The organism is Methylobacterium planeticum (assembly GCF_008806345.1).
Taxonomy (GTDB): domain Bacteria; phylum Pseudomonadota; class Alphaproteobacteria; order Rhizobiales; family Beijerinckiaceae; genus Methylobacterium; species Methylobacterium planeticum.
The window spans coordinates 61,109-74,740 of record NZ_VZZJ01000023.1; the positions used below are offsets into that span (position 1 = coordinate 61,109).

The window sequence follows — 13,632 nt, forward strand, 5'->3', positions numbered from 1 at the left end:
GTCCCGTCCCCCGATCCTGCTCTCAGCGCCCGAAGATGCCCTTGAGGAATTGTGCCGTCCGGTTGCGCTTCTTCTTGCGCTCCAGCTCCGCCGCGTCCTTCAGCCAGGCGACCTGCACCACCCGCCGCTCGCCCTCGAACGGCTCGTGGCCGTGCCAGGAATTGTCGGCGCGCAGGAACGCGAACATCGTTCCCATCGTGGGGGGAACCTCGACCGCGAAGGGCGTGTAGTTCTTGCCGTCGTAGAGCACCCGCAGGCGCCCGGCGGCCGGGGCATCCCAGGCCTCGTTCATGTAGACGAGGAGCGTCAGCACCTTCGAGGGGCCGTCCGTGTGGATCGATCCGTACTTGAGCTGCGAGCGCTTCATGATCGTGGTGAGGCGCGGGCAGGACACGAGGTCGACGCCGAACTTGTCACCGAGGATCTTCGAGAAGGCGTCGCTCTCGAGTTCCTCGATCAGGGTCTTGAAGCGCCCCTTCAGCGCCACCTCGTCCACCGTGAGGTAGCCGGGCTTGGCGATGTCGGGGAAGTCGCGGCAGACCTCCGCGATCGCCTCGCCCCGGAGGACGCCGTCCGCCAGGGCGAAGCGGTAGGGCTCGAGGCTGACGGGGGCGGCCTTGACCGCATCGATATTCAGAATCGAGAGACCGGACATCGAGAGGTTTCCTGCTGTCGCGAGTTGAGAGCGTGCGCCGGCCGTGTCCGTCAATTTCGCGTTGCGTGAAATCTTAACGCGTCTTGGCGCATGGGGAATCCCCTAAATTCCGAGATTGCGGCGCGCACACGGCAGCGCGGGCCTCGACCCCTTCCCGGCCCGGGTGGAAACTGCCATGCTTGAGCCCTCGATACCCTGTAAGGCGCCCGGCCCCCCGCGATGAGACGCCCCGTCCTCGCCCTCCTGCTCGGCCTCGCGACGGCGATGCCGGCGAGCGGGCAGAACCGCTCGGCGACGCCGCGCCTGACCTGCCTGGAAGCGATGGACCTCGTGAAGCGGGAGGGCGCGGTGGTGCTCGGCACCGGCGGCGCCCTCGCCGAGCGCATCGTGCGGGATCGCAGCTTCTGCACCTTCACGGAGATCGCCGAGCTGCGCTTCGCGCCGACCCGCGACAACCCGCAATGCCCGATCGGCTACCGCTGCAAGGAGCCGGGCTACGAGGATTGGGACTGGGACTGGAAATAACCGCACGGAGTGAGGCCTCGGCCGCGTCACGCCGCCCCAGGGGTCTGGGCCGCGCGACGTGCGAAGCGGACGCACGCCCTCTGGGACCGGCATCGGCCGCTTGTCCGGCGCCCGTCCATGACCAAAAATTCACGAGACAAGCCGGGAGCCGCGCCACTATCTCGCCATGAGCCGTCGTCACTGCCGGCCGGTCGGGCCCGGGAGCGGCCCCGGCGCAGCGAGAGAATCGGGAGATGCGCGTGGCCGCAATCAGGAGCGGGCTCGGCTTTCAGGCCGTCCTCACGGCGATCTTCGCCCTCGTGCTGCTGGCGGCTCCCGGGGTGCCCTCCCCACCCCTCTACGTCTCCCTGGCGGGCTTCGTCATGGCGGGTATCCTCCTCGCCTCGGCCCACCTCTCCGCCTACCTCAAGGTCTTCGTCTCGGTCTACGGCGTCGGCTACCTCGTGCTCGCCGGCGGCAAGACGCTCGCCGCGATGGGCGCGCTGCCGCCGACGCTGGCGGCGCTCCTGCCTCCCGCCTTCGCGGCGACCGGCGCGGTGGTCTTCGCCGCGATGGTCCTCGGCATCTCCTATCTCGGGCCGATCCGCGACATCACGCTGATCGCCGACCCCTACTTCGCCTCCCGCGACGAGCCGACCCGCGAGATCGGCCCGTTCCGCTTCTTCGGTGCGACGGAGGGCAAGGTCGGGCAGCGCCTCGTGGCGCTCTCGATCTTCATCACCTTCGCGCAGGTCGCGCTCCAGCTGCGCCTGAACTTCTGGTTCCGCGACCTGTTCAACGCGCTCCAAGAATATCAGGCCGACGTGTTCTGGTATCAGCTGATCTGGGTGTTCGGGCCCCTCGCCACGATCTGGGTGATCATCGGCATGTTCGACACCTTCGTGGACGCCTCGCTCCACCTGCGCTGGCGCACCTGGCTGACCCGGAGCCTCTACGAGCGCTGGCTCGACGGCGGCACCCATTACCGCATCCCCTTCACGGGCGAGCACGCGGACAACCCGGATCAGCGCATCCAGAGCGACGTCAACCTGTTCATCTCGCAGACGACGACGCTCTCGATCCGCCTGCTCTCGCAGGCCGCGACCCTCGTCTCCTTCATGGTGATCCTCTGGGGCCTGTCGCGGGACTTCGTGCTGCCCTTTACCGACACCGTGGTGCCGGGCTTCCTGGTCTGGCTCGTCGTCGGCTACGCGGTCGTTGGCACCTGGCTGACGCACCTGATCGGGCGCCCGCTGATCGGGCTCGACTTCCGTCAGGAGAAGGTCGAGGCCGATTTCCGCTTCTCCCTCGCGCGCTCGCGCATCTATTCCGAGCAGATCGCGCTCCTGCGCGGCGAGCGCGCCGAGAGCGTACGCCTCCGCAGCCTGTTCCGCGAGATCATCGACAACTACCTCGGGATCATCTACCGGCGGATCAAGCTCGGCAGCTTCACGCTCTCCTACAGCCAGCTCAGCGTCGTCTTCCCCTATATCCTCGCCGCGCCGTCCTACTTCCTGAAGAAGATCACCCTGGGCCAGTTCCAGCAGACCGGCGACGCCTTCTCGAGCGTGCAGTCGTCGCTGTCCTTCTTCATCAACTCCTACGTGACGATCGCGGCCTACAAGGCGAACACGAACCGTCTCGCCTCGTTCAAGCGGGCGATGACCAAGGCCGAGGCCCTCTCGGGCGCGGGCTACGGCCTCGCCCAGGGCAACGAGACCGCCGCCGACGTCACCGCCACCGGCCTCGCCCTGGCGCTGCCCGACGGGCGCGAGATCGTTCAGGCCGACCGGATCTCGATTCCCAAGGGTGCGGCGACCCTCGTCACCGGGCCCTCGGGCTCGGGCAAGTCCACCCTGTTCCGGGCGATCGCGGGGATCTGGCCCTTCGGCAAGGGTCGCATCGACGTGCCGAAGGGGCAGTCGGCGCTGCTCCTGCCGCAGCGGCCCTACATCCCGCTCGGCACGCTGCGCGGCGCCGTCGTCTACCCGAACACCACCGACCAATTCTCCGACGCGGCGATCCGCGAGGCGCTCGTCGCCGCGCAGCTGCCCCAGCTCGCCGACCGGCTCGACGAAGTCGACGTCTGGGACCAGCGCCTCTCCGGGGGTGAGCAGCAACGCCTCGCCATCGCGCGCGCGGTCCTGGCCAAGCCCGACTGGCTCTTCCTCGACGAATCGACCGCCGCCCTCGACGAGCCGAGCGAGGCGAGCCTCTACCGGATGCTGCGCGAGCAGCTGCCGAACAGCACCATCGTGTCCATCGGTCACCGCTCGACGCTCCTCGCGCATCACGACCGCCGCCTCGACATGCAGGCCGGGCCCGATGGCCGCTTCGTCCCGCGGGAGCTGCGCCAGCCGGTCCCGGCCGAGTAGAGGCCGGCGGCAACGGCTGCGCCCGATGCCGCCAGGCGGCGCGCTGTTCGAGCCGCCGAACTATTGCGTGCCGTTCGTCAAGTTCTAGACAGAGCCGCCGCTGAATACGGCCCTGCTTGCGGCAATGCAAAATCGTTTCGCACCGCACGTACCAGGATATAGGCGCAATCCGATTCGGATTAAGCGGCAAGATTTCGGGAATATTTTGGAACCGTCGCCACGACGCGTCGTTTGCCCTGCGTTAATTCCATTGGAGGAACGCATGCGGAAGCTCACGATACTCACCGGCGCGATGTTGCTCGTCTCTTCGGCCGCATTCGCAGCACCGTGCACGACCGGCACGACGGCTGGAAATCAGGCCAAGACCGATACGAGCTCGAATGTCGATCCAGGCTCGCAGGCGAAGGTGTCGCCGGGCGCCAAGGCCGAGTCGCCGGGCACCGTGGGCGCAATGAACAATGCCGGCTCCACGGGTGCGACCTCGGCGAGCGACGTCAAGAAGCAGGCCGAGGGCAAGCCCACCGCCGCGCAGGAAGCCGCCAACGACGGCTGTTGACCGAGCGCGGGCCGCGCCCGGAGGGCGGGGGCTCCCGCCATCATCGCGACGCCCAAGCGCCCGCCCGGCCACCAGCCCGGCGGGCGTCCTCATGTCTGCCGAGGCCGATCTCAGGCCGGGCGCAGCGCCGCGGCGGCCTCTGCGGCGCGGCGGATCGCGGCGAGGTCGGGGGTTCCGGCCGGCACCACCCAGCTTCCGCCGACGCAGAGCACGGGCTTCAGGGCGAGCCAGTCCGGCGCGGTGGCCTCGCTGATGCCACCGGTCGGGCAGAACCGGACTTGGCCGAAGGGGCCGGCCAGCGCCTTGAGCGCCTTGATGCCGCCCGCGGCCTCGGCGGGAAAGAACTTGAAGCGGTCGAGGCCGTGATCGAGCCCCCGCATGATGTCGGCGGCGTTGGCGATGCCGGGCAGGTAGGGAATGCCCCGATCGATCGCGGCCTCCGTCAGCGGCGCCGTGAGGCCGGGGCTGACGATGAAGCGCGCGCCGGCCTCCATGGCGGCATCGAGGTCCCGGGGATTGAGTACCGTGCCGGCCCCGACGACCGCGCCCTCCACCCGGGACATGGCCCGGATCACGTCGAGGGCTGCTGGCGTCCGGAGGGTCACCTCGAGGGCGGTCAGGCCGCCCTCCACCAGGGCGCGGGCGATCGGCTCGGCTTGGGTCGCGTCCTCGACCACGAGGACCGGGATCACCGGGACCGAGCGCATCAGCGCGTCGATGCTGGTCGTCGACATGAACTTCTCCGGAGCGTGTGGTTTCGGGTCGGCGTCAGAGGCCGGCGGCGGCGAGCATCGCGGAAGCGCCCTGCTCGGCCCCGTCCGCACCGTGGCGCATGAAGGCGAAGAGCTCGCGTCCCGTGCCCGTCGCGGGAGGCGGCGCCACCGCCTCCTCGCGGGCGGCGAACTCCTCGGGGTCGATCAAGACCTCGAGGCGCCCCTCCGCCGCGCTGAGGCGCAGGATGTCGCCGTCGCGGATCCGGCTGATCGGCCCGCCGCCGATGGCCTCGGGGCTCAGGTGGATCGCGGCCGGGACCTTGCCGGAGGCCCCCGACATCCGCCCGTCGGTGACGAGTGCGACCTTGTGGCCGCGGTCCTGCAGCACGCCGAGGGGCGGCGTCAGCTTATGGAGCTCCGGCATCCCGTTGGCGCGCGGCCCCTGGAAGCGCACCACCACGATCACGTCCTGCTCGAGCTCTCCCGCCTTGAAGGCCTTGAGCACGTCGTCCTGATCGGAGAAGACCCGGGCCGGTGCCTCGATGGTGCGGCGGTGCTCCTCGACGGCGCTGGTCTTGAAGGTGGCGCGCCCGAGATTGCCCTTCACGAGCCGCATGCCGCCGTCCGGCTGGAACGGGCGGGCGGGCTTGCGCAGCATGGTGTCGTCGAGGCTCTCGGCGACGGCGTCCTCGTAGACCAGGTCCTCGCCGGCGAGCTTCGGGTCGCGGGCATGGTCGCGCAGGCGGCCGCCGGCGACCGTCAGGATGTCGTCGTGCAGCATCCCGGCATCGATCAGGCTCGCCATGACGAAGCTCATGCCGCCGGCCGCGTGGAAGTGGTTCACGTCGCCCGCCCCGTTCGGATAGACCCGCGCGATCAGGGGGACCACCGCGGAGAGCCGGTCGAAATCCTCCCAGTCGAGGACGATCCCGGCGGCCCGCGCCATGGCGGGCAGGTGGATGGCGTGGTTGGTCGAGCCTCCGGTGGCGAGCAGCCCCACCACCGCGTTGACGATGGCCTTCTCGTCGACGCAGCGGCCGACGGGACGGTAATCGTTGCCGTCCGCGCCGATCTCCGTGAGCCTGTGCACGGCGGCCCGCGTCACCGCCTGGCGGAGCTTGGTGCCGGGATTGATGAAGGAGGCGCCCGGCATGTGCAGGCCCATCACGTCCATCATCATCTGGTTGGAGTTGGCGGTGCCGTAGAAGGTGCAGGTGCCGGCCCCGTGATACGAGGCGGATTCGGATTCGAGCAGGTCCTCGCGCCCGACCTTCCCCTCCGCGTAGAGTTGGCGGATGCGCTGCTTCTCCTTGTTGGCGAGGCCGGAGGGCATCGGGCCGGCCGGCACCAGGATCGTCGGCAGATGGCCGAAGCGGAGCGCGCCGATGATCAGGCCGGGCACGATCTTGTCGCAGATGCCGAGCAGCGCCGCCCCGTCGAACATGCCGTGGCTCAGGGCCACCGCGGCCGAGAGCGCGATGGTGTCGCGCGAGAACAGGGACAGCTCCATGCCGCGCTGGCCCTGGGTGACGCCGTCGCACATGGCCGGCGTGCCGCCCGCCACCTGGGCTGTGGCGCCGCGCTCGCGGGCGAAGACCTTGATCTGCTCCGGGTAACGCCCGTAGGGCTGATGCGCCGAGAGCATGTCGTTGTAGGCCGTGACGATGCCGATATTCATCGTCCGCCCGGAGCGGATCGCCGCCTTGTCCTCGCCGGCGGCGGCGAAGCCGTGGGCGAGGTTGCCGCAGGCGAGGCTCGGGCGATGCACGCCGTTCTCGCGCTCGCGCTCGATCAGGTCGAGATAGGCCCGACGCGAGCCCCGCGAGCGCTCGATCACGCGGGCGGTGACGGCCGCGATCTCGGGATGGATCTCGGTCATTCCTTATCCTTCCGTCGGGATGTCCCGATCACGATACGAATCCGACCCGTGGCGTCATAGGCCCGGCCAACCGCGTTGTAAACGTTTACACGGTTGATCGAGGCCGGTTCGGCCCGCTCTCCCGATCACGTATGCGCGCAGTCCCGGGCTGGAAGGGGTGCCGCGCCGGCCATCCCGATCGGAGCAGCCGGCGCGCGTCCCGCGGGCCGGCCCGCCCTGGGCGAGTTCTCCGGCTCAGTACTCCCAGAAGATGCGCTGCAACTCCTTCGTGTCGCTCGTCTTCGTCAGCGCGACCGCGGCGAGAATCTTGGCCTTCTGCGGGTTGAAGTCGTGGGCGACGACCCAGTCGTACTTGTCGTCCGGCTGCTCGGCGTTGCGCAGGACGAACCCGTCCCCGACGCGGGAGGAGCGGATCACCAGGGTGCCCTTGCCCCGGATGTCCTTGAGGGTGTCGACAAGGTAGCCCGGGACCGAGCCGTTGCCGGTGCCGGCGTTGACGATCGCCTTCGCGCCCGCATCGACCGCCGCCTTGTAGGCGCCCGGGAACATGTTGCCCGAGCCGTACACGATGGCGACGAGCGGGAGGCTCTCGATCGTGTCGATGTCGAACTCGGAACTCGCGTTGTGGCGCTTGTAGGGAGCGCGGAAGAAGTAGGTCTTGCCTTCCACCACCATGCCGAGGGGTCCCCACTGGCTGGAGAAGGCGCTCGGCACGATGTTCGTGCGCTTGGTCACGTCGCGGCCTGACTGGATGTAGTCGTTCATGGTGACGAGGACGCCCTTGCCGACGGCCTCCTTACTGCCCGCCGCCGTGACGGCGTCGAGGAGGTTGAGGGCGCCGTCCGCCGAGATCGCGGTGGAGGGCCGCATCGAGCCGACCACCACGATCGGTTTGTCGCTCTTGACCACGAGGTTCAGGAAGAGCGCCGTCTCCTCCAGGGTGTCGGTGCCGTGGGTGATCACGACGCCGTCCACGTCGTCCTGCTTCAGGAGCTGGGAGACGCGCTTGCCGAGTTGGACGAGCTGAGCATCCGTGAAGCTCTCGGACGCGATCTGGAAGACCTGCTCGCCCCGCACGTTGGCGACGTTCGCCATGGCCGGAACCGCGGCGATCAGCTTGTCCACCGGCACCTTGGCGGCCTGGTAGGTGGCGCTGTTGCTGGCATCAGCCCCGGCCCCCGCGATGGTGCCGCCGGTGGCGAGGATCACCACGTTCGGCTTGCCCGTCGCCGTCGCGCTGCCGGCCTCCGGCATCTCGCGGGCCTGGAGCGGGGCGCCGGGCAGCGCGCCCATCGCCCCGAGGAGGCAGGCTGCGAGGGCGAAGCGGGCGATCCGGCGCGGGTGCGCGGGACGGAGCGGGACGGCGTGCATGGGCGAACCTTGTCTAAGGAAGGTCGGGGATTGGACATCCCCGCGGCCCGTAAGGCAAGAAGAGGGCCGCCCGCGCGGTGAGAAAACCGCGCGATCCTCCGCGCCGGCAGCCCCCACGGGCGCCGCCGGAGCCCGTGCAGGCGCGGCCCGCGGATCCGCAAGGCCCGTCCGCCGGCGTACGCAGCCGCGCCGAAGGTTTGCCGGGAGCCGCGCCGCCACGGGAGCGTCAAACTCAGCGCCTACCGCCGCCTGACCGAACCGGAGAGCCCTGCATGCGCGCAAGAACCTGTCTCGCCGCCATCCTGATCGCCGGTCCTGCGATGGCGCAGGACGACAACCGGGCCGAGTTGATTCGCGGCCTGTGCCAGCCGGATGGCTGCGACGAGTTCAGCATCGTCTCGATCGATCCGGTGCGGACGGTGCCGGAGGGCAGCCTGAAGCGAACCCGGCTGAAGACCTTCCACGCCAGCTATTCCGGCCGCGTGCCCCGGGCCGAGGAAGCCGGATACGTCTACTGCTCGCCGACGAAGCCCGCCGTGATCGCCGAGAAGCAGGGCCGCACCGTCGGCATCCTCCTGGCGCCCTTCGCGACGGAGGATTCCCGCGAGACCATGCGCAAGTACACGAACTTCATCGCGACCTATTTCGCGATCTGCCACGGTTCCGAGGCCGGCAAGGCCGCCGTGCGGGATCTGCGCGGCACGGCTCAGTCCCTCGGCTACCGCGTCCCCGCGGCGCGCGCGCAGGTGGTGGACCTGAAGCGGGCGGAGGACATCCTGCCGGCGCCGGCCCAGCCCGTGGCGGGCAAAGCCGCGCCGCGTCCGGCCCAGGAAGCGCAGGCGCGCCACGACGACGAGGCCCCGGTTCCCCCGGGGGAAATCCCGGAGGATTGAGCGCGCCGCTCTCGCCCCGGATCGGCGTGAGCCGGATCACAGTCCTCCGCGGGCGATCGGATCATACCTGCCCCACGGCCGAACACCTCGGCCGGAGACAGACAGGAGGCTTGAGATGGTTCGATCGGTTCGGTTCCTGGCCGCGGTGCTCGTGGTCGGTGCGGCGCTCGGTGCCGGCGAGGCGTCCGCCCGGGGCGGCTTCGGCGGCGGTCACGGCGGGTTCGGTGGCGGGTTCGGCGGCCGCGGCTTCGGCGGCTTCGGGCATCACCACCACGGGGGCTGGGGGCGCCACGTCGGATGGGGCCCGCGTTTCGTCGGCGTCGTGCCGGCCTATTACGGCGCCTGCTACGTCAAGCGCTTCATCAACGAGGACGGCGACATGGTGGTGCGCAAGGTCTGCGACTGAGGCATCCGATGCGGAAGGCGGGAGCGCGCCGGCCCGACGGGCCCGCCGCGCGCTCCCCGGCCCCGGCTCACTGTCCCTGCGGCGCCTGACCCTGGTTGCCGGCGCCCTGCTGGTCCTTCTTGTTGGCCTTGTGGTGACCGACCGCGCAACCGGCCGCCGCCCCCATCTTGCCGTGCCCGGCCATGCTGCCGGCCGCCCCCCCGACGATCGCCCCCTTGATGCAGCCCTTGGCCTCGGCCGAGGCCGCGCCGAGGAGCAAGCCGGGCGCGAGCGCGGCGGCGAGCACGATGCGATATCCCATGAACCATCCTCCTGATCGATGCCGGGAGGAAACGACCGCCGCGGAAGCGCTGTTCCGTGAGGAAACCTTTCGCGTCCGTTCAGCCTGCGGCCGGGCGCGGCTGCCGGGTCAGCGGACCGCCGCGCGGACGCAAGGCCCATCGCGATGTTGGTGCGGACGGCGGGACTCGAACCCGCACAGCCTTGCGGCCGCAAGATTTTAAGAAATGTGCGTGGGGCTAACGCTCCCCAACTTTCTCGCACGTCTTTCGGCCGTAAGCCGCGGCAGCACTTAGCTTTTCACCTGAACGCGTCTAACATCGGGTAACGTCGCAAAACATGCCTTAACGGGCATTTTTGTATCCCCCGGCGTTACCCGGAGGACCGCGTCTCGTGGCAGCGAAGGTGCTGACCGTGCAGAGCGTCGGACGATACAAGCCGGATGCGAACCGCCGCCTGGAGATCCCAGACGCGACCCTGCCTGGCTTCTACCTCATCATACAACCGAGCGGCGTGAAGTCGTGGGCGGTGCGGTACCGGCATGCCGGTCGGCCGCGGAAGTTCACTATAGGCCCCTACCCTCTCTTCGATCTCACGACGGCCCCTGCGTGTCCGGCTTTGATGGGCAAAACTTGCAAAGACGACATTCGCTCTGACAGCGGCCCTAAAGCAGCTTTGCGCAACTTCCAGACCTTGGACTGAAGCGGCCGCAATGGCCGCTCGCCTCTCAACAGCGGTCATCGTTCGAACAGACCAGGCCCGACGGTTGCAACATTCTAAGCTGCAAACATCGTGCATGCGCGAAGCCGGAATCGAGCCCGGTTGCCTCTCGGTCAGCATCGGCACGGCCACGGGCTCGAACCAAGGCTCCGGCCTCGCCAGGGGCGACCTCTGTGACCGAAGGAGTGTGAGCACCGTGCGCGGAACATCGCGGACTATCACTGATACAGCTGCTGAATCCCCGTTGCTCAGAACATTCCGTTCGAGTTGGCGGAGGTCTCTGGCAGGGCCTGCAGTACGTCCCAATGCTCGACGATCCTGCCCTTGGCATCGAGCCGGAAGATGTCAATGGCCGCGTAATCGTGGTTGCCTGGCCAGTGCTGGAGACAGTGAAGAACTACGAGATCACCTTCGGCGACGACCCGCCTCACCTCGACCCGCTTGCCCGGCCAATCACGGGCCATAGTTTCAAAATAGGTAATGAAACCGTCCTTGCCGGTTGCGACATGCGGGTTGTGCTGGATGTAGTCGGCGCCGGCATACTGCTCGATCGCCTCGCGCGGCCGGCAATCGTTAAACATCAGCTCATAGAAGGCGATCACGTTCGCCTTGTTCTTTGCAAGATCAGTCATGCGTTCCCTCTGAGCGTGGGCTTGGACGCCGCAAGATACGTCGTAGGCCAGACCGCGGTCGCTTGCATCAGCTAAGCCTAGCACTCACTTCCACTAGGCTCTTGCCAAGGTGGGCCGGGTGACGAGTACGCGTCCGGGCGTGATGGCCGCGAGGTAGGCTCGACCGAGCAGGTTGCGGCGTCGCACGACCGTGGTGGCGACGAGGTCTTCCCCTCCGGCCGGGCGCCGCCTCAGAAGGAGGGAGAGGTGGAATAGTCGTAGTCGTCTCCGACCACCGGGACCTTGCGACCTGTCAGGTCCGGGGTTCCGGCAGGGATCTTGCGGCGTCATGATCTCACCCGAAGCACGATCTTGCCCTTGAGCCGGCCCTCCTCCGAGCGCGCATGAGCGCGTGCGACTTCGTCGAGGGGAAGCTCCAAGCCGACTTGCGGCACCACCAAGCCTCGCTCAAGGAGGCGCGTAAGGGCGTCGAGCTTGCTGCCATTCTGACGAGAGAAGACGAAGTGGTAGGTCGCGTTCCGGCCCCAGGCGTCGATGAGGTTCTGGGGCGTCGCGCTGTCGACCAGGGTGACCACTCGCCCATCCTCGCGGAGGATGCGTGGGGAACGCGAAAGCGTGTCGCGCCCGATCGTATCCAGGACGACGTCGACGCCCCTGCCGTCGGTCAGGCAATTGACAGCGTCCACGTAGTCCTCGCGCTCGAAATCGATGACGGCCGAGGCGCCGAGCCCTTCGACGAGCGCCGCGTCGCTGCCGCGCGCCGTCGCCAGGACCTGCGCGCCAATGGCCTTGGCGACCTGCACGGCGATGGCCCCGACGCCCCCCGCGCCGCCATGGATCAGGACCGTCTCGGTCACCTTCAATCGGGCGCGCTCGACCAGCCCTTCCCAGACGGTGACGCCAACGAGACTGACGCTCGCAGCCTCGGCATGGCTCAGGTTGACCGGTTTCCGCGCCACGATGTCGACGTCCGCCACGTGGTATTCCGCGTACGATCCCGGGCCGCCGAAGATCCGCGACGTGTAGTAGACCTCATCCCCGACACTGAACTCCGTCACGTCGGATCCGATCTGGTCGACGACCCCGGAGACGTCGTGCCCGATGATGGCCGGCAGTTCGACCTGGTCGGCGTAGTCACCGCGACGGATCTGGCAGTCGAGCGGGTTAATGGACGTCGCATGCACCGCCACGCGGACCTGCCGAGGTCCAGGTCGGGGGTCGGGAAGGTCCCGAAGCTCGAAGCTGTCCGGCCCGCCAAACCTCGTCAATACCATCGCTTTCATGTGAGCCTCCTGCTGTGGCAGGTGCCCTTGTGTCAGCCGGGATGCAGGATGACGAACGCGTTTTCCTCACGGGAGAGATGAGCTACATTCAGCCATGACGATGCGGAGATCGCTTCCCCCGCTCGCGGCGCTGCGGGCCTTCGAGGCGGCCGGACGCCGCCTGAGCTTCCGCGGTGCCGCCGACGAGTTGGGCGTTACGGCGACCGCCATCAGCCATCAGATCCGGCTCCTCGAACAAACCTTGGGGCTTCGCCTCTTCCACCGCGAGACGCGTCGGGTCCGGCTTACCGCCGAGGGGGCCGTGCTGCTGCCCGTGCTGCGCGACGGCTTCGACGCCTTCGCCGAAGCCATCGACCAGATCCGCGGCCGGCACTCGGCCGGCGTTCTCACGCTCTCGGCGCCGACCGCCTTCGTCGCGAAGTGGCTCGTGCCGCGGCTTGCCGACTTTCGCGCCACGCATCCCGGTCGCGACCTGCGACTGCACGCGTCCGACAGCCTGGTGGACTTCGCTCGCGACGGAGTGGACGTCGCCGTCCGATACGGGCCCGGTCCCTACCCCGACCTCGACGCTCACAAGCTGGTGATCGACCGGGTCGGACCCGCTTGCAGTCCTCGCCTCGCGGTTCGATCCGAGAGAGATTTAACAAGTTACCCCCTCCTGCATTTCGAGTGGCCCGACCTGACCGACGAGACGCCGACATGGCCGGCTTGGCTGCGGAGGGCCGGGATCACGGAGGTCGATGGCGGCGCGGGCATTCGCTTCAGCGATGAAGGGCACGTCATCCAGGCCGCGATCGCGGGTCAGGGGATCGCGCTCCTGTCGGTCGTGCTCGCCGCCGACGATCTGGCGGGCGGCGCGCTGGTACAACCCTTCGGGCCGGTCCTCGACGCCCACCCCTACTGGGTCGTCCACCCACGACATCCGGCCCGGGCGGGGGATGTCGGGAAGCTGGTCGACTGGCTGTGCTCCGCAGCCGTGTGATCAGACGGCCCTGACACTCATCCCCTCGTCCCTCACTTATGCGTGTCGCACCGAGAGGCGGCATAGCCCTCAGGCCTGAAGTCAGGGGCCATCGGCAGCGATACGGTGGTCCGGCTGGAATTTCGTCCGCAGTTTGGGAGAGCGCCAGCGCCGGCTTTCCACCCATTGCAGACCCTCGGGTTTGTGGCCGAAGCGCAGCCCCGAAAGCCGGCCAGGGCTGGTAGAAGCCTCTCATGCCCCGTTGGCTTCAAACCGCGTACGCACTCGCCCTCTACGTGGCCATCATGGCCGCGGTCACCCGCTCGGTCGTAATAGGCTAGTGCACTGACTCAGACGGATGGTTCAGGGGATCGGCTGACGGCGCCGAGGATGTCGGCGGCAGGC

General features: G+C 68.6%; 14 protein-coding genes and 1 pseudogene. 7 read left to right on the top strand and 8 right to left on the bottom strand.

Annotated features, from left to right (window positions below; all coding sequences use genetic code 11):
* Positions 1 to 22: 22 nt before the first annotated feature.
* The gene (locus F6X51_RS21305) at positions 23 to 655 is read right to left on the bottom strand and encodes a 2OG-Fe(II) oxygenase (protein WP_150965686.1); all 633 of its coding nucleotides are present in this window, start codon (positions 653 to 655) and stop codon (positions 23 to 25) included.
* Between the two features lie 219 nt (positions 656 to 874).
* Between F6X51_RS21305 and F6X51_RS21310 the strand changes: the two genes are divergently transcribed.
* From F6X51_RS21310 to F6X51_RS21320, 3 genes are all read left to right on the top strand, one after another.
* The gene (locus F6X51_RS21310; RefSeq protein WP_150965687.1) at positions 875 to 1,180 is read left to right on the top strand and encodes a hypothetical protein; all 306 of its coding nucleotides are present in this window, start codon (positions 875 to 877) and stop codon (positions 1,178 to 1,180) included.
* A 239-nt stretch (positions 1,181 to 1,419) separates the two neighbouring features.
* Entirely contained in the window at positions 1,420 to 3,534 is a 2,115-nt protein-coding gene (locus F6X51_RS21315; RefSeq protein ID WP_150965688.1) for an ABC transporter ATP-binding protein/permease, read from the top strand.
* A 262-nt stretch (positions 3,535 to 3,796) separates the two neighbouring features.
* Positions 3,797 to 4,090 (top strand): hypothetical protein, encoded by a 294-nt coding sequence (locus F6X51_RS21320; RefSeq protein WP_150965689.1) that lies wholly within the window; start codon positions 3,797 to 3,799, stop codon positions 4,088 to 4,090.
* 110 nt (positions 4,091 to 4,200) lie between these two features.
* Here F6X51_RS21320 and eda read toward each other — a convergent pair whose 3' ends face one another.
* The 3 genes from eda to F6X51_RS21335 form a co-directional block, all read right to left on the bottom strand.
* Positions 4,201 to 4,824 carry a bifunctional 4-hydroxy-2-oxoglutarate aldolase/2-dehydro-3-deoxy-phosphogluconate aldolase gene (eda, locus tag F6X51_RS21325; RefSeq protein ID WP_150965690.1) on the bottom strand — a complete coding sequence of 208 codons (624 nt, stop codon included), beginning with the start codon at positions 4,822 to 4,824 and terminating at the stop codon, positions 4,201 to 4,203.
* A gap of 34 nt (positions 4,825 to 4,858) precedes the next feature.
* Entirely contained in the window at positions 4,859 to 6,682 is a 1,824-nt protein-coding gene (gene edd / locus F6X51_RS21330) for a phosphogluconate dehydratase (protein ID WP_150965691.1), read from the bottom strand.
* 234 nt (positions 6,683 to 6,916) lie between these two features.
* Positions 6,917 to 8,053, bottom strand: a complete 1,137-nt coding sequence (locus tag F6X51_RS21335; protein WP_210250329.1) for an asparaginase — start codon at positions 8,051 to 8,053, stop codon at positions 6,917 to 6,919.
* A gap of 272 nt (positions 8,054 to 8,325) precedes the next feature.
* On the opposite strand from F6X51_RS21335, the gene F6X51_RS21340 reads away from it, so the two are divergent.
* Positions 8,326 to 8,946 carry a hypothetical protein gene (locus tag F6X51_RS21340; RefSeq protein WP_246696933.1) on the top strand — a complete coding sequence of 207 codons (621 nt, stop codon included), beginning with the start codon at positions 8,326 to 8,328 and terminating at the stop codon, positions 8,944 to 8,946.
* Positions 8,947 to 9,061: 115 nt separating this feature from the next.
* Positions 9,062 to 9,352, top strand: a complete 291-nt coding sequence (locus tag F6X51_RS21345; protein WP_150965692.1) for a sulfur globule protein precursor — start codon at positions 9,062 to 9,064, stop codon at positions 9,350 to 9,352.
* 67 nt (positions 9,353 to 9,419) lie between these two features.
* Here the strand turns inward: F6X51_RS21345 and F6X51_RS21350 are convergent, their stop codons facing one another.
* Positions 9,420 to 9,653, bottom strand: coding sequence for a hypothetical protein (locus F6X51_RS21350; RefSeq protein ID WP_150965693.1), 234 nt, complete (start codon positions 9,651 to 9,653; stop codon positions 9,420 to 9,422).
* 371 nt (positions 9,654 to 10,024) lie between these two features.
* Here F6X51_RS21350 and F6X51_RS29180 point away from each other — a divergent pair.
* Positions 10,025 to 10,217: pseudogene (locus F6X51_RS29180) on the top strand (Arm DNA-binding domain-containing protein); the annotation flags it as partial.
* A 382-nt stretch (positions 10,218 to 10,599) separates the two neighbouring features.
* Here the strand turns inward: F6X51_RS29180 and F6X51_RS21360 are convergent.
* From F6X51_RS21360 to F6X51_RS21370, 3 genes are all read right to left on the bottom strand, one after another.
* Positions 10,600 to 10,983, bottom strand: coding sequence for a nuclear transport factor 2 family protein (locus tag F6X51_RS21360; protein ID WP_150965695.1), 384 nt, complete (start codon positions 10,981 to 10,983; stop codon positions 10,600 to 10,602).
* A 93-nt stretch (positions 10,984 to 11,076) separates the two neighbouring features.
* Positions 11,077 to 11,313 carry a DUF2867 domain-containing protein gene (locus tag F6X51_RS21365; RefSeq protein WP_150965696.1) on the bottom strand — a complete coding sequence of 79 codons (237 nt, stop codon included), beginning with the start codon at positions 11,311 to 11,313 and terminating at the stop codon, positions 11,077 to 11,079.
* Positions 11,310 to 12,266 (bottom strand): zinc-dependent alcohol dehydrogenase family protein, encoded by a 957-nt coding sequence (locus F6X51_RS21370; protein WP_150965697.1) that lies wholly within the window; start codon positions 12,264 to 12,266, stop codon positions 11,310 to 11,312. The genes F6X51_RS21365 and F6X51_RS21370 overlap by 4 nt, the downstream gene beginning before the upstream one ends.
* Before the next feature lie 94 nt (positions 12,267 to 12,360).
* Between F6X51_RS21370 and gcvA the strand changes: the two genes are divergently transcribed.
* Entirely contained in the window at positions 12,361 to 13,248 is an 888-nt protein-coding gene (gene gcvA / locus F6X51_RS21375) for a transcriptional regulator GcvA (RefSeq protein WP_150965698.1), read from the top strand.
* The last annotated feature ends 384 nt before the right edge of the window (positions 13,249 to 13,632 follow it).

What these genes read in the sequence shown, in the direction of transcription:
- F6X51_RS21305 (WP_150965686.1), bottom strand. Translation starts at nt 655, where the DNA reads ATGTCCGGTCTCTCGATTCTGAATATCGATGCGGTCAAGGCCGCCCCC.
- F6X51_RS21310 (WP_150965687.1), top strand. Translation starts at nt 875, where the DNA reads ATGAGACGCCCCGTCCTCGCCCTCCTGCTCGGCCTCGCGACGGCGATG.
- F6X51_RS21320 (WP_150965689.1), top strand. Translation starts at nt 3,797, where the DNA reads ATGCGGAAGCTCACGATACTCACCGGCGCGATGTTGCTCGTCTCTTCG.
- eda (WP_150965690.1), bottom strand. Translation starts at nt 4,824, where the DNA reads ATGTCGACGACCAGCATCGACGCGCTGATGCGCTCGGTCCCGGTGATC.
- edd (WP_150965691.1), bottom strand. Translation starts at nt 6,682, where the DNA reads ATGACCGAGATCCATCCCGAGATCGCGGCCGTCACCGCCCGCGTGATC.
- F6X51_RS21335 (WP_210250329.1), bottom strand. Translation starts at nt 8,053, where the DNA reads ATGCACGCCGTCCCGCTCCGTCCCGCGCACCCGCGCCGGATCGCCCGC.
- F6X51_RS21340 (WP_246696933.1), top strand. Translation starts at nt 8,326, where the DNA reads ATGCGCGCAAGAACCTGTCTCGCCGCCATCCTGATCGCCGGTCCTGCG.
- F6X51_RS21345 (WP_150965692.1), top strand. Translation starts at nt 9,062, where the DNA reads ATGGTTCGATCGGTTCGGTTCCTGGCCGCGGTGCTCGTGGTCGGTGCG.
- F6X51_RS21350 (WP_150965693.1), bottom strand. Translation starts at nt 9,653, where the DNA reads ATGGGATATCGCATCGTGCTCGCCGCCGCGCTCGCGCCCGGCTTGCTC.
- F6X51_RS21360 (WP_150965695.1), bottom strand. Translation starts at nt 10,983, where the DNA reads ATGACTGATCTTGCAAAGAACAAGGCGAACGTGATCGCCTTCTATGAG.
- F6X51_RS21365 (WP_150965696.1), bottom strand. Translation starts at nt 11,313, where the DNA reads ATGACGCCGCAAGATCCCTGCCGGAACCCCGGACCTGACAGGTCGCAA.
- F6X51_RS21370 (WP_150965697.1), bottom strand. Translation starts at nt 12,266, where the DNA reads ATGAAAGCGATGGTATTGACGAGGTTTGGCGGGCCGGACAGCTTCGAG.
- gcvA (WP_150965698.1), top strand. Translation starts at nt 12,361, where the DNA reads ATGACGATGCGGAGATCGCTTCCCCCGCTCGCGGCGCTGCGGGCCTTC.